This window comes from Nocardioides alpinus, from assembly GCF_900112035.1.
Lineage (GTDB): Bacteria > Actinomycetota > Actinomycetes > Propionibacteriales > Nocardioidaceae > Nocardioides > Nocardioides alpinus.
On record NZ_FOKC01000015.1, the window covers coordinates 48,547 to 62,547 of the forward strand.

The 14,001-nt window shown below is 70.2% G+C and carries 12 protein-coding genes; 4 read left to right on the forward strand and 8 right to left on the reverse strand.

The features are described from left to right. Positions 1-31: 31 nt before the first annotated feature. The 4 genes from BM127_RS20420 to BM127_RS20435 all read right to left on the reverse strand — a co-directional run bounded on the left by BM127_RS20420 (position 32) and on the right by BM127_RS20435 (position 6,233). Complete coding sequence (locus BM127_RS20420; protein WP_091201735.1) at positions 32-1,858, reverse strand: hypothetical protein; 1,827 nt, start codon at positions 1,856-1,858, stop codon at positions 32-34. Positions 1,859-1,953: 95 nt separating this feature from the next. Continuing rightward, positions 1,954-3,063, reverse strand: coding sequence for a DNA glycosylase AlkZ-like family protein (locus BM127_RS20425; RefSeq protein WP_091201737.1), 1,110 nt, complete (start codon positions 3,061-3,063; stop codon positions 1,954-1,956). Positions 3,064-3,414: 351 nt separating this feature from the next. After that, the gene (locus BM127_RS20430; RefSeq protein ID WP_091201739.1) at positions 3,415-5,220 is read right to left on the reverse strand and encodes an alkaline phosphatase D family protein; all 1,806 of its coding nucleotides are present in this window, start codon (positions 5,218-5,220) and stop codon (positions 3,415-3,417) included. Continuing rightward, positions 5,217-6,233 carry a zinc-dependent alcohol dehydrogenase family protein gene (locus BM127_RS20435; protein WP_091201741.1) on the reverse strand — a complete coding sequence of 339 codons (1,017 nt, stop codon included), beginning with the start codon at positions 6,231-6,233 and terminating at the stop codon, positions 5,217-5,219. Before BM127_RS20435 ends, BM127_RS20430 begins: the two co-directional genes overlap by 4 nt. A gap of 94 nt (positions 6,234-6,327) precedes the next feature. Between BM127_RS20435 and BM127_RS20440 the strand changes: the two genes are divergently transcribed. After that, positions 6,328-7,851, forward strand: a complete 1,524-nt coding sequence (locus BM127_RS20440; RefSeq protein ID WP_091201743.1) for a helix-turn-helix domain-containing protein — start codon at positions 6,328-6,330, stop codon at positions 7,849-7,851. A 38-nt stretch (positions 7,852-7,889) separates the two neighbouring features. Here BM127_RS20440 and BM127_RS20445 read toward each other — a convergent pair whose 3' ends face one another. Next, on the reverse strand, positions 7,890-8,150 hold the full coding sequence (locus BM127_RS20445) for a zf-TFIIB domain-containing protein (protein ID WP_091201745.1): 261 nt from the start codon (positions 8,148-8,150) through the stop codon (positions 7,890-7,892). Positions 8,151-8,185: 35 nt separating this feature from the next. Between BM127_RS20445 and BM127_RS20450 the strand changes: the two genes are divergently transcribed. From BM127_RS20450 to BM127_RS20460, 3 genes are all read left to right on the forward strand, one after another. After that, positions 8,186-8,992 carry a glycerophosphodiester phosphodiesterase family protein gene (locus BM127_RS20450; RefSeq protein WP_091201747.1) on the forward strand — a complete coding sequence of 269 codons (807 nt, stop codon included), beginning with the start codon at positions 8,186-8,188 and terminating at the stop codon, positions 8,990-8,992. Beyond that, positions 8,989-10,350, forward strand: coding sequence for an MFS transporter (locus tag BM127_RS20455; RefSeq protein WP_091201749.1), 1,362 nt, complete (start codon positions 8,989-8,991; stop codon positions 10,348-10,350). The genes BM127_RS20450 and BM127_RS20455 overlap by 4 nt, the downstream gene beginning before the upstream one ends. 257 nt (positions 10,351-10,607) lie before the next feature. Further along, complete coding sequence (locus tag BM127_RS20460; protein WP_091201751.1) at positions 10,608-10,988, forward strand: RNA polymerase-binding protein RbpA; 381 nt, start codon at positions 10,608-10,610, stop codon at positions 10,986-10,988. Between the two features lie 24 nt (positions 10,989-11,012). Here BM127_RS20460 and BM127_RS20465 read toward each other — a convergent pair whose 3' ends face one another. The 3 genes from BM127_RS20465 to lnt are packed head-to-tail and all read right to left on the reverse strand — an operon-like array spanning position 11,013 to position 13,860. Beyond that, positions 11,013-11,579 carry an FxsA family protein gene (locus tag BM127_RS20465; RefSeq protein WP_091201825.1) on the reverse strand — a complete coding sequence of 189 codons (567 nt, stop codon included), beginning with the start codon at positions 11,577-11,579 and terminating at the stop codon, positions 11,013-11,015. Then, positions 11,576-12,298, reverse strand: a complete 723-nt coding sequence (locus BM127_RS20470) for a polyprenol monophosphomannose synthase (RefSeq protein ID WP_091201826.1) — start codon at positions 12,296-12,298, stop codon at positions 11,576-11,578. The genes BM127_RS20465 and BM127_RS20470 overlap by 4 nt, the downstream gene beginning before the upstream one ends. A 26-nt stretch (positions 12,299-12,324) precedes the next feature. Next, complete coding sequence (gene lnt, locus BM127_RS20475; protein WP_091201754.1) at positions 12,325-13,860, reverse strand: apolipoprotein N-acyltransferase; 1,536 nt, start codon at positions 13,858-13,860, stop codon at positions 12,325-12,327. Between the last annotated feature and the right edge of the window lie 141 nt (positions 13,861-14,001).

A 14,001-nucleotide genomic window follows, 5' to 3' on the forward strand; every position in this document is an offset into this window, starting at 1 on the left:
CAGGACCGACCGTCGGTCTGGCTCCCGCCGCCTACTTCTTCGTCCTCGTCGTGCGCTTCGTCGCAGCCTTCGCGGTGCGCCGGGCCGGGGACTTCCCACTCACGGGCTCCTTCGCCGCCTTCTCGATCCTGCCCGCGCCCGCGTCGACGGCCAGGGACAACGAGGCGAGGTCGCGCTGCAGGTGGCGGACCCCGACCGCCAGGGCCGTGGCGATGCCGCGGGTCACGATGGCTGCCTCCGCCTCCCCGAACCTCGGCGGCTTCGCCGTCGGGTACGGGTGGGCCTCGCGCAGGGCCACGAGTGCTCCGCCGAGGGCGATGGACACCAGCGGACCGGGGTCGATCCAGGGCAGCTCGGGGAGACCGTCGCGGATGACCGGGTCCCACGGGTTCACCCAGGGCACGAACTCCTCCCAGACCTCGTCGAGGTAGGGAAACACGAAGTGCAGTGACCGGCACACGGTCGCGCGCCGACCCAGCACGTCACGGGCCTGCGAGCCGATCTCGTAGAACTCGTGCACCCGGACGTCACCGATCGTGGTGGCGGGATCCAGCAGGGTCGCCTCGACGACCCGGTCGCTCCAGACCAGGTCCCACCACCACTGGTCGTTCATCGCCCGGACCAGGTCGGGCGGCGCGAGCCAGACGGCAGTGTTGACGTAGTAGTGCTGGATCTTCTTGAGCACCTCCTGCCCCTGGGCACTGGCCAGGAAGCCGGTGTGCTTGGTCGGGTCCTCCCCCGGCCGGTCGAAGTCGTCGAACACGCCGCCCTCGAAGATGCCGATCAGGTTAACGTTGACGAAGTGGTGCCAGGTCGAGTCCGTGACGACCCTGCCCACGCCCGCCGCGTGTCCGTCGTACGCACACAGCACGCCGAACCCGTGGGCGACGGTGGCCTGCTTGCTGCCGGCGGTGTTCCCGGCCGGCACCTTGCCCCGGGCGATGACCCGGGGGTCCTCGCGGCCGGTTCCGTCCAGTCGTCCGGGGTACTCCGCGCTGCCGTCGCGACAGGCGAGCCCGAGGTCGGGCGGCACGCGTACCTCCCCCTCGTGCGGGTGGTCGGGAAACACGTCGATGCGTCCCGTGGGGCTGCACAGGATGGGGTGGGGGTAGCGCTCCTCGCGGAACCACCCGGTCGGTGAGTGGTAGAGCTCGAGGTCGAGGCGCTGCGGGACGTCGTCGCTCTGGTCGCTGAACTGGGTGCCGGGGTCATGACCGACGGCGTTCGAGTCGTTGCGGTTCGGCCCGCCCATGCTGGTCTCACCGCTGCCGAAGTCCGCCCAGTGACGCATGTTGCGCGCCCGGTCCACGGCTTTCCCCAGGCCGGCGCCGAGGGACGCGTGGTCCCCGGTGGCGAACAGCCCGCGCTTGCCGTTCATGTGCGCGGTCAACCGGTCGAGCTCGGCGTCGCTGAGGCGATCCGCGGGATAGCCGGCGCTCGTGTCGCGGGTCCCGTAGGCGGACTGCTTGAAGTTGGTCTCCACCCCGAACAGCCACACCTCGTCGTACATCGTGGCGCTGAAGTGGCTGGCCACGTCGAAACGGAAGCCCTTGATGCGATTGCTGATCCGAGACTCCCGGATCAGCATCTGCTGGTCGGTCACCGTGGACTGCAGGTGGCCGAGGGTGATGTCGAAACGGGCGTAGCGGCGGCCGTCGTTGATCAGGCTGGTGACGAACGCGGACAGGCCGAAGTCGCCGTCACCGAAGTCGAGCCCGTCGGTGACGAGCAGCAGCTTGACCGTGATCGGGTTCCACCACGGTCGGAAGATCTCCGGCCGGAGGCGGGCGACCTCCCACCGCTGACGGGCGAGGTGTTCGAGGGTGTTGATGATCGGTACGTCAGGAATGTCAGGCATGAGAACCTCCGAGTTGGGTGTGTCCTTACCTCTTGAGGAGAGGTGGGCCCAGCCGCTGATACACCCCTAGGGGTGGCGGTCGGAGGTGGTCCCGATCAGTCCCGGACGACCTCGAGGCCCAGCCACTCCCCCAGCGCCCCCAGCTCCGCGTCCACGCGCCTGCGACGTCCGGAGGACCAGTCGCCGTCCTCGTGCACCGCGTCGACGACCAGCACCCCCGCCCCACGGTCGGCGGTCGCGTCGATCTTGCCGACCAGCTCGTCGCCGTCGAGGACCGGCATCGCCCAGAAGCCCCACCGCCGCTGGGCCACGGGCTTGTACATCTCCAGCTGGTAGTCGAAGGCGAAGAGCTCCTCCATGCGCTTGCGGTCGAAGACGAGGCGGTCCAGGGGCGAGAGGACGGCCGTACGTCCCTCGAAGCTGCCGTCGAGGTAGGCGGGGTCGACCCGCCACAGACCGCGTACGCCCTCCACGCGCGCCGCCTCGCCGACGTCGCGGACCGCGTACGGCTCGTGCCACGCCTCCAGTGCACGCGGCCGAGCGAGCCCGAGGGACCGGAGCCGCCTCCCGGCGAGGGTCCGGTGCGCCTCCTCCGCCGGCACGGCCGGGTCGCCGGGGTGGATCCGCTCGGCCAGGTCCCACCGTCGTTCGCGGCCCTCGCGGGAGGCGACGGCCACCTCGCCGCGCTGCTCCATGCACTCGAGGAGCTTCATCACGTTCTTGTTGTTGGTCCAGCCGCTCGAACGCCACGGCACCTCGCAGCCGTCCGGGATGTCGCGGGCGGCGGTGGGTCCCTCGGCGCGCAGGACGTCGAGGATCTCGCGCCGGCAACCGTCGTTGGCGCCCACCCAGTCGGCCAGGTCCTCCTGCCACACCTTCAGCGGCGGCCGGCCCGGCCACGCGTCCATGTCGGCCCGGAAGAGGGCGATGTCCTCGCTGGGGCGGAGCAGGGCGTGGTGCTCGACGAGCGCGCCGTCACCGAGGAGCTCCTCGAGGTCCTCCGGCTCGTAGCCGTGCCCGATCCGCGACCAGAGCACGAGGTCGGCGTGCTGGGCCACCACCTGGGTCAGGTCGACCTGCAGGAAACCGAGGTGCCGAACCACGTCGAGGGGGTCGGTGGGCCGCGGTGCGTCCAGCAGCTGCGCGCGTACGGCGATCCGGCGGGCCTGCTGCGGGGTGAGCTCATGCACCTTCGCCGAAGCCATGCAGGCGATCCTAGGCTCGCCGCGTGATCGAGTCTGCCCACTGGCAGCCGGGACTCATCCTGACCACCCGACCATGGCCCGATCGGGTCATTCCTCCCCTTGATCGGGCAGTTCAGGGCGTGTTCGGCGCTCCATCGCGTCATCGGGTGCCACTCTGGACGTCACACCAGCATCAGCGGGCGAACGCCCGGAGCGTCACAGCAGTGGGGAGCACGACCATGTGGGACACCGTCGAGACCAATCCGGTGCACCTGTCGCACGATCTTCCGTGCACGGGTTGCGGCCACGCACGTCACACCTACCTGCCGTGCTCCGACACGTGCGCCTGCGCCCACGGACGCGACCGCGTCCTCAGCGCTGTCTGACCCGGTCCTTGACCTTGTCGCGGTAGCGGCGCCGCAGACCGCGCCCGAACCGCTCGCGCACCTTCTCGTGCGCCGGCGGACGGCCCTGCTCGTCGAGCTCGTAGCTCGCCACCTTCGCCAGTCTCGGCCGCTCGTGGTCGTCGATCACCTCACCGGTGACCCACCACATCTTCAGGCTGGGTCCGGTGACCCGCAGGCAGGCGAGGTTGTTGTCGAACCACGGCCCCTCGGCGTAGCGCCAGGTGAGGGGCGCGTCGGGCACGCGCGTCGACTTCGACGCCAGCCGCCCGACCGGTCCCGCGACGCCGTAGGACAGGACCGCCGTCGCGAAGCGCATGTTGCGCGAGAGCGGGTTGCGGATCGGCGAGCAGACGGCCTGCAGGATCGTCGACTGCAGCGGTCGGCGGCCGTCGACGGGCTGGGCCTCGCTGACATAGCTGTGGTGCACGTCGCCGGACAGGAACGTGACCGTCGAGGGTGCGCGCCCCCGCTCCCCCGCGGCGACCTCCATCACCTGTGAGGCCACCTCCTGGAAGCTGGTCTGGAAGGCGCCCCAGTGCTCGAGGTCCACGACCTGCCGCAGCCTCTCACCCATCCGGCCACCACGGTCACCCCATGCCCCCGCTGCGAGCGCCTCGCTGAAGGCCTCGAGGTGGTGCAGGCCGCGAGCCAGCAGGAAGGGCAGCGACGTGCCGACGAGCAGGTGGTCGACGTCGCCGCGCAGCTGCTCGTCGAGCCAGGACGCCTCGTCGGCGTCGAGCAGCGCCCGGTGGTCGGGATCCAGCTGCCGGGCTGCGCGCGAGTCGACCACGACCAGCCGGGCCTGGGTGTCGAACTCACGCGTGTAGCTCCAGCGGTAGGTCTGGGGCTCCTGGTCGACCCGCTCGGCGAACGCGTCGATGATCGGGCCGAAGTCGTACTCGTCGTCGCCGGTGTGCGCCAGGACCTGAGCGTAGAGCTCGTCCCCGCGGCGCTCGGCCGGGGACATGTTGCCGAGGTGCTGGTAGACCCAGTAGGACCCGAGACCCGCGACGATGCGGCCGTGCCACCACGAGGTGGACTCCATCTCGCGGCGCCACTCCTGCGAGGTGTTCCAGTCGTCGCGGATGTCGTGGTCGTCGAAGATCATCGCGCTCGGCACGGTCGACAGCAGCCAGCGGTTGGCCGGGTCGGACCACGCGAGCGCGTAGAGGTGGGCGTACTCCTCGTAGTCCTGCAGCTCGGTCCACGGCGGCGCCTCGATGTCGCGCCGCGACTCGATGAAGGCCCGCATCTCGTCGGTCGTCTCGTCGGCGTAGACCTGGTCGCCGAGGAAGAGCACCAGGTCGGGCAGGCGGTCGGGGGCCAGGTCGTGGTCGTCCGGGTCCGCGGCCGGGACCTGGTCGGCGGCACGCAGGGCCCACGCCCGGAGGGCGTCGACGCCGTGGGTCTCGTTGCCCTTCGCGTCGTGGGACACCGAGGTGCGGCACGAGCCGAAGGCCAGGCTCAGCGGACGCCCGTCCTCGAGGGTGGCGATGACCGGGGCGGGGAAGGGTGAGTCGGGCTCGGGCCACACCTGCTCCCCGTCGACGGCCACGGTGTAGGCCTCCGACGTGCCGGGAGCCAGTCCGTCCAGCTCGACCAGGGCGTAGTGGTGCCCGTGGACCACGAACGTGCGGGCGCTCGCGGAGGCGTCGCCGCGGCGCACCGACACGGTGCCGGGTCCGCGCGTCTCCACCCACACGGAGGCGGAGGAGTCGTCGACGTAGCGCAGGAGGGGCCCGAGGAGCAGGGGGCTGTCGGTCCCGCTCACGGCTGGAGGAGGACCTTGATCGCGCGACGCTCGTCCATCGCGCGGTAGCCCTCGGGGGACTCCGCCATCGGCAGGGTCAGGTCGAACACCTTCCCGGGGTCGATGGCCCCGGAGAGCACACGCTCGAGCAGGTCGGGCAGGTAGCGCCGCACTGGCGCCATGCCGCCGGCGAGGCCGACGTTCCTCTGGAACATCCGCCGCACCGGGAGCTCGACCCCGTGGGGGACGCCGACGAAGCCGACCGTGGCTCCCGGTCGGGCGATGGCGAAGGCGGTCTTCATCGACTCGTCGGTGCCGACGCACTCCAGCACGGCGTCGGCTCCGATGCCCTTGGTCAGCTCGGCGATGCGGGCGCCACCCTCCTTGCCCCGCTCGGCGACGATGTCCGTGGCGCCGAAGGCGCGGGCGATCGCCTGGCGTGGCTCGTGGCGCGACATCGCGACGACCCGCTCGGCGCCGAGCTGGGCCGCGGCCAGCACGCCGCACAGGCCCACCGCACCGTCACCGATCACGACCGCGGTGCCGCCGGGCTTCACGCCGGCGGCGACGGCCGCGTGCCAGCCGGTGGCCATCACGTCGGACAGTGTCAGGAGCGACGGGATCAAGGACGCGTCGGGCATCCCGTCGGTCTTGACCAGGCTGCCGTCGGCCTGCGTCACCCGGGCGTACTCGCCCTGGCCGCTCGCGGTGAAGCCGAGGTTGTCGCAACCCGACTGCACGCCGGCAGCGCAGTGGGCGCACGTGTTGTCGCAGTGGCAGAACGGCACGATGACGAAGTCGCCCGGCGTGAAGTCCTTGACGGCCGACCCCACCTCCTCGACGACGCCCACGCACTCGTGGCCGATCGTGGAGCCGCTGTCGATGTCGTTGGCGCCGCGGTAGGGCCACAGGTCGGAGCCGCAGATGCAGCCCGCGACGACCTTGATGATCGCGTCCGTGGGCTCCTCGATGACGGGGTCGGGAACCTCCTCGAAGCGGATGTCACCAGGGGCGTGGATCGTGGTTGCTCGCATGGCGGCGATCCTGCCACGGGGCTCCCACCCCCTCTCCGCTCCGGGGGGTGCGTGGCGGAGTGGCCTTATCTCATATCTGAGATAAAGTGTCGGCATGGCTGACTACAAGGGTCGCATCGGCAACCTCATCCGCGACGCGCGCAAGCACCGCGGACTCACCCAGCACCAGCTCGCGGAGCTGCTCGGCACGAGCCAGAGTGCGATCAACCGCATCGAGAAAGGGCACCAGAACCTGTCCCTCGAGATGCTCGCCCGCATCGGCGCAGCGCTCGACTCCGAGATCGTCGCGCTCGGTGCCGGCCCCACGCACCTGCGCGTCGACGGTCCCACCACGCTCTCGGGCTCGATCGACGTCAAGACGTCCAAGAACGCCGGTGTCGCGCTCCTGTGCGCCTCCCTGCTCAACAAGGGACGTACGACGCTGCGCAAGGTCGCGCGGATCGAGGAGGTCAACCGGCTGCTCGAGGTGCTCAACTCCCTCGGCGTGGCGACCCGCTGGATCGGTGACGACAACGACCTCGAGATCATCCCGCCCGCCGAGCTCAACCTCGCCGCCATCGACGAGGCGGCAGCGCGGCGTACGCGCTCGGTGATCATGTTCCTCGGCCCGCTGCTGCACCGCTACGACGAGTTCGACCTCCCCTACGCCGGTGGTTGCAACCTCGGCGAGCGCACGGTGGAGCCGCACATGTCGGCGCTGCGCCCCTTCGGTCTCGACGTCAAGGCGACCGACGGCAGCTACCACGCCAGCGTCAACCGGACCATCGAGCCCGTGCGCCCCATCGTGCTCACCGAGCGCGGCGACTCGGTCACCGAGAACGCGCTCATGGCCGCCGCGCTCCACCCCGGCACCACCGTGATCCGCAACGCCTCGTCCAACTACATGGTCCAGGACCTCTGCTTCTACCTCGAGAAGCTCGGCGTGCAGATCGAGGGCATCGGGACGACCACCCTGCGCATCACTGGCAGGACGTCCATCGACGTCGACGTCGACTACTCCCCCTCCGAGGACCCGATCGAGGCGATGTCGCTGCTCGCCGCGGCGATCGTGACGAAGTCCGAGATCACCATCCGCCGGGTGCCGATCGAGTTCCTCGAGCTCGAGCTCGCCATCCTCGAGGAGATGGGCTTCCGCTACGACCGGACCGAGGAGTACGTCGCCAACAACGGCATGACCCGGCTGGTGGACCTCACCACGCACCCCTCCGAGCTGCGGGCACCGCTCGACAAGATCCACCCGATGCCGTTCCCGGGCCTCAACATCGACAACCTGCCGTTCTTCGCGGTCATCGCGGCGGTGGCCGAGGGCCAGACGCTGCTGCACGACTGGGTGTACGAGAACCGCGCCATCTACCTCACCGAGCTCAACAAGCTCGGCGCCCAGGTCAAGCTGCTCGACCCGCACCGCGTGCTGATCGACGGACCGACCCACTTCTCCGGCGCGGAGATCGTCTGCCCGCCGGCGCTGCGCCCGGCCGTGGTCATCCTGCTGGCGATGCTGGCCTCGAAGGGCACGTCGGTGCTGCGCTCGACGTACGTCATCCACCGTGGCTACGAGGACCTCGCCGAGCGGCTCAACCAGCTCGGCGCCAACATCGAGACTTTTAGAGACATATAAGAGCGAGCTCCGCTCGCGGTGTCCGCGGGCGGAGCTCGCTAGTTGAAGAGGGTTTCTACCCAGGCGCGGGAGACCTTGCTCGCGGACGGCGGGGCGGTCATGTCGGCGGTGATCCGCGGCATCGGGGCGGTGTGCTGGCCGGCGTTGCGGTGCCAGTCGGTCTCCGCCTCGATCAGCAGGCCCAGGTCGGCCCGCGCGAGGAACACGCCGTGTCCTTCGGGGCACTGGCTGACCGTGGCCTGGCCGAGGCTCCGCTCGTCCATCTCGACGCCGCACTGCGGGCAGGTGATGCTCTCCATCCCCTGAAGGTACTCCTCGCAGCCATACTTCTCCCGTGACCGCGCCGCGCTACCTGGACTCCCCCCGACCGCTCGCCTTCGCCCACCGGGGCGGTGCCTACCATCCCGAGATCGAGGGCCTCGAGAACACGCTCGCCGCGTTCACCCACGCGGTGGACCTCGGCTACACCTACCTCGAGACCGACGTCCACGTGACCCGCGACGGGGTGCTGCTCGCCTTCCACGACACCGTCCTCGACCGGGTCACCGACCGCACCGGGAGCATCGCGGACTCGACGTACGCCGAGGTGCAGCACGCCCTGATCGGTGGGGCCGAGCCCGTGCCCACCCTGGCCGCGCTCTTCGATGCGTTCCCTCAAGCCCGGTTCAACATCGACCTCAAGTCGGAGGGGTCGGTCGAGGCGCTGGCCGCCTTCATCGAGGAGCGCGAGGCGTGGGACCGGGTGCTGATCGGGTCGTTCTCGGCACGGCGGATGGAGGCGTTCCGTCGGCGCACGCAGGGCCGGGTCGCGACGTCGGCCCACCCGCTCGAGGTGGTGGCGTTCGTCCTCTCCCCCAGCGGACGCCTCGCGCGCCTGCTGACGCGGGGACGACCGGTCGCGCTGCAGATCCCCCACCGGCAGGGCCCGTTGACGGTGGCCTCCGGCTGGCTCGTACGCCGTGCGCACGCGGCCGGCATCCAGGTGCATGTCTGGACCATCGACGACCCGATCGAGATGAACACCCTCCTGGACCGTGGTGTTGACGGCATCATGACCGATCGCACGGACATACTCAGGGACGTGCTCCGCGCCCGCGGACAGTGGCACGGCATCGAGCCGGCTCCGGAAGGTGACTCATGAGCGACGTGACCAGCGAGATCGCCAACCTCAGGCCGCTGGCCCAGGCGGAGGAGCAGAAGGCCTGGTACTGGTACGACTGGGCCAACAGCGCCTACACGACCACCATCGGCACGGTCTTCTTCGGCCCGTACTTCATCAACCTCGCCGAGAACGCGGTCGGTGGCGAGGACGGCCGCTTCGAGGTCGGTTCCTTCTCGCTCCCGCCCGACTCGCTGTTCTTCTGGTTGATCACCGTCTCCACGATCCTGTCCGCGCTGGTGCTCCCCCCGCTGGGGGCGTACGCCGACCGGGTGGCCAACAAGAAGCGGTTGCTGGCCACGCTCGCGTGGGCCGGCTCCTTCTTCGCGGCGCTGATCTTCTTCGCCACCGGCGACAACTGGCTGCTGGCCGCGGTCGGCATCGTCTTCGGCAACCTGTTCTTCGGCGCGGCCGGCGTGGTCAACGACTCGATCCTCCCGCTGATCTCCGACGAGTCCGACCGCGACCGCGTCTCGTCGCGCGGCTGGGCGTTCGGCTACCTCGGTGGCGGCCTCCTGCTGGTCCTCAACCTGGGCGTCTACCTCGGGCACGAGGCGATCGGGCTCGACGAGGGGCTCGCGGCGCGGCTCTGCATGCTGTCCGCGGCCGCGTGGTGGGCCGGGTTCACCCTCATCCCGTTCTTCCGGCTCAGCGACCACCCGCCCGTCGACGTCGAGCAGGTCGAGGGCAGCGCGATCCGCCGCAGCTTCGGCCAGCTCGCCGCCACGCTCCGCGACATGCGCAACTACCCGATGGCGCTCACCTTCCTGCTCGCCTACCTGTTCTTCAACGACGGCATCCAGACCGTGATCGCGTCCGCCTCGGTCTTCGGCGCGGAGGAGCTCGGGCACTCGCAGACGGTCCTGATCGCGACGATCCTGATGGTGCAGTTCGTGGCCTTCGGTGGTGCGCTGTTCTTCGGCCGGCTCGCCGGCCGCCTCGGGGCCAAGCGCACGATCCTGATCGGGCTCGGCATCTGGATGGTCATCGTGACCGTCGCGCTGTGGCTGCCGGCCGGCAACGTGCCGCTCTTCCTGACCCTCGGCGCCGCGATCGGCATCGTGCTCGGCGGCACCCAGGCCCTGGCACGCTCCTACTTCTCGCTGCTCATCCCCCGCGGCAAGGAGGCTGAGTACTTCAGCTTCTACCACGCCATGGACCGCGGGACGTCCTGGTTCGGCACCGCCACGTTCGGCATCGTCCTCGCCGTCACCGACTCCTACCGACCGGCGATCTTCGCTCTCATCGCCTTCTTCCTCATCGGTGGCCTGCTGCTGACAAGGGTCGACACCGAGCGCGGCATCCGCGAGGCCGGCAACGACCTGCCGGCCGTCATCTGAGCCGGATCGTCGTGTCGGAGGTCACCAGATCGGGCCTCCACCCCTCGGGGTGAAGTTCGTCTCGCCTGAGCGTGGCCCGTGCCACGGTGAATCCGCGGAATGTGGGCGTCCCCGCTACGGTTGAAGATCACAGGAGGCGAGCCGCGTCGTCACGAGCGGCGCAGCGACCGGCGTCACGTTTTCCGGTCCGGCTCGTTTCACCTTTACCCGGTACACAAACACAACGGGGTCAGCAAACCCTACTGGAGGTGGGCACGGTGGCGGAGCGCACACTGCGTGGCGCGAGGCTCGGCGGCCAGAGTTTCGAGGACGAGCGCGGCATTGAGTTCGCAGCTCGTCAGCAGGTCGGATATCTGTGCAAGCAAGGTCATGACTTCGAGGTCACGATGTCGGTCGAGGCCGACATCCCGGCCAAGTGGGAGTGCCCGCGCTGCGGAGCCGAGGCGCTCAGCACAGCAGGCATCCTGCCCGAGGAGAAGGTCGAGAAGCCCGCTCGCACGCACTGGGACATGCTCCTGGAGCGTCGCTCGGAGAAGGAGCTCGAGGACATCCTCAAGGAGCGCCTCGAGCTGCTGCGCGGCGGCGAGATCGGCCCGGCGCACCTGCACCGCGCCAACAAGAAGAAGCGCGTCTCCTGACAGCCGTCAGCTGACGACCTCGACTCAGTCGACGACGTCGCCCCGGACGATCGGGCCCTCGGGCCCGGGTCCGGGGCGATCGGCATTTCCGGCACCGAAGCCAGCGTCGAAACCCGGGCCGAACCCGGTGCCGAACCCGGTGCCGAAGCCACTCCCCGCACCGAACTCGGGTACGGCGACCAGCCGACGCTCGACGACCCTGGTCAGCAGCCGGCGGGCCATGGGCCGGGTGAACGGCAGGATCAGGAGGATCCCCGCGATGTCGAGGACGAACCCGGGGCTGAGCATGAGGGTGCCGCCGATGAGGATCAGCGCGGCGTCGGCGAGCTCGCGTGCCGGCATCTTGCCGCCCTGCAGGGCCTGACGCAGCGCCTGCCAGGCGCGTCCGCCCTCACGCTTGATCAGCCACGCCCCGATCATGCTGTCCAGGACGAGCAGCGCGATGGTCCACCAGGGGCCCACGAGCTGGCCGACCTGCAGGATCGCCCAGATCTCGACGAGGGGCACCAGCACGAAGGCCGCAGCCAGCACCGGGCGCACCCACCTGCGCCGACGAGACGGCGTACGTCGTGGTGCGGCGGGCTGGCTCACGTCGTGCTCCGGCTCCTGCGCAGCCTCGCGCGGCGCTCGGCCAGTCCCCACCGGGTGATCAGCTTCAGCGACTCGCTCGCCACCTGGCCGCTCATCTTGGAGTCGCCCCGCTCACGCTCGATGAACTCGATGGGCACCTCGGTGATGCGCAGGCCACGGGTGAGCGTGCGGTAGGCGAGGTCGGTCTGGAACACGTATCCAGTAGACAGCACCGCGCCAAGGTCGATCGCCTCGAGCGTGGTGCGGCGGAAGAGCCGGAAGCCGGCGGTGGCGTCCTTGACGTTGATGCCGAGGAGCAGCCGCACGTAGAGGTTGCCGCCGCGTGAGAGGAGCAGGCGCTGCACGGGCCAGTTGACTACCGAGCCGCCGGGCACGTAGCGCGAGCCGATGACGAGGTCCGCGGTGTGCAGGGCGTCGATCAGCCGCTGCAGCTGCTCGGGCTGGTGCGAGCCGTCGGCGTCCATCTCGCCGATGACGTCGTAGTCCGCGGCCAGCGCCACCGCGAAGCCGTTGAGGTAGGCCGCTCCGAGGCCGGCCTTCTCGGTGCGGTGCACGACCGAGACCGCGTCGTCCTCGGCTGCGAGCTTGTCGGCGATGTCGCCGGTGCCGTCAGGGCTGTTGTCGTCGACGACCATCACGTCGACGCCGGGCTGGGCGGCGCGGAGGCGTCCGACGATCCACTCGAGGTTCTCGGACTCGTTGTAGGTCGGGATGACCATCACGCACCGTCCGAGGCCTTCGACACTCACGCGTTGCTCCCTTGCTCGACCGGTCCCCCGACGGTGCGGTCGCCCCGTCGGCGACGACGATAGGTGACGAGGACCCACCCCGTGTGCAGGACCAGGAAGACGAGGGCGAGCCGGGCCGGCCACACGCCCAGCCGCACGGCAGGGGTGATGGTCGTGCTGAGCCCGACGGTCTCCACGAGCACCTCCTGACCACGCGCGGGCACCGAGGCGACGACCTGGCCGTCGGGGCTCACGACACCGGAGATGCCGTTGATGGCGGCCACGACGACCCAGCGGCCGGTCTCCTGTGCGCGCAGGCGGCTGATCTCGAACTGCTGGGCCAGCTGCCCGGTCCGGCTGAACATCGCGTTGCTGGTCTGGACGGTCACCAGCTGCGCACCCCGGGCGACCTGGCCGCCGATCCCCTCGTCGTAGGCGACGTCGAAGCAGATCGCGTCGGCCACGAGCAGGTCGCCGACGCGCAGCGGCTCGAGGCTGGTGCCCCTGACCATGTCGCGCGGCACCATGCGCAGCTTGCCGTAGCTCTCGGGGATCAGGCTCCCGCGGAACGGGATGTACTCGCCGTAGGGCACCGGGTGCCGCTTGGTGTAGCGATCCCCGCTGCCGAGACCGGGGCGGAAGACGATGCCCTGGTTGAGGACCTGCCCGTCGTCCAGCGGGTCGTTGGCCATGCCACCGACGATGACCGGTACGCCGATGGCATCCGTGGCTGCGACGATCCCGGCGTTGACCTCCGCATCGGTGAAGGGGTCCACGGCCGTGGAGTTCTCGGGCCACACCACGAAGTCGGGTTGCACCTCGTCCCCTGCGGCGACCGCGTCGGCGAGCTCCTGGGTGAGCCGTACGTGGTTGGCCGTCACCTCGCGGTTGACGGCGACGACGTCGAGGCCGGTGCCGGGCACGTCGCCCTGGACCGCGGCGACCGTCGTCGTACCGCTCTCCTCGACCTCGAACGGCACCAGGAGCGGCGCGACGGTGACGACGGCGAGCCCGGCCACGACGGCGTACGTGGTGCGATCCGCGGTGCGGACGTGGAGCAGGAGCCACGCGAGCGTGGTCCCGGTGAGGGCCACCAGGAAGCTGACCCCGGTCATCCCGATCCACGGGAGCGCGTCGGCCCACGGCGTGTCCGCGGTGGCGTAGACGAGCCGGCCGAACGGCATGCCGCTGAAGGGGAAGCCGCTGCGCCAGGTCTCGATCCCGACCCACCACAGCGCAGCCCAGACGGGCCAGGCACGCAGGCGCAGGCTCCAGGCGAGCCCGAGGCCCAGAGGCACGAAGAACGACGCCTCCAGGGCGCACATCGCGATCCACGCGTCGGTGCCGACCGCCCTCATCCAGACCATGACGGCATAGGTGAAGGTGATGCCGTAGAGCAGCGTCGGGATCCAGGCCAGGCCGGGACGCAGGCCGCGGACCGCGAAGACCAGGGCGGCGATCGCCGGGGGCATCAGCCAGGACAGTCCGACCGGCTCGAAGGCGGCTGCCAGGGCGAGACCGCCCGCGAGGGCGAGGAGGCAGCGGAGCAGCACGTCCCAGACCGTAGCCGACGCCTGCGCGCCTGCTGCGGTGCGGGAGGAACGGCGGGGCTTCGGACCAACACACGACCGCCTGGCTGACGATCGCGCGAAGTTGTCTACGGCTCCGGGGTTCCTCCCGCATCCAGCCACCGC

Bases quoted from the DNA above. Each gene is read 5' to 3' on its own strand.
- BM127_RS20420 (WP_091201735.1), bottom strand. From the start codon at position 1,858: ATGCCTGACATTCCTGACGTACCGATCATCAACACCCTCGAACACCTC.
- BM127_RS20425 (WP_091201737.1), bottom strand. From the start codon at position 3,063: ATGGCTTCGGCGAAGGTGCATGAGCTCACCCCGCAGCAGGCCCGCCGG.
- BM127_RS20435 (WP_091201741.1), bottom strand. From the start codon at position 6,233: ATGCGAGCAACCACGATCCACGCCCCTGGTGACATCCGCTTCGAGGAG.
- BM127_RS20440 (WP_091201743.1), top strand. From the start codon at position 6,328: ATGGCTGACTACAAGGGTCGCATCGGCAACCTCATCCGCGACGCGCGC.
- BM127_RS20445 (WP_091201745.1), bottom strand. From the start codon at position 8,150: ATGGAGAGCATCACCTGCCCGCAGTGCGGCGTCGAGATGGACGAGCGG.
- BM127_RS20455 (WP_091201749.1), top strand. From the start codon at position 8,989: ATGAGCGACGTGACCAGCGAGATCGCCAACCTCAGGCCGCTGGCCCAG.
- BM127_RS20470 (WP_091201826.1), bottom strand. From the start codon at position 12,298: ATGGTCATCCCGACCTACAACGAGTCCGAGAACCTCGAGTGGATCGTC.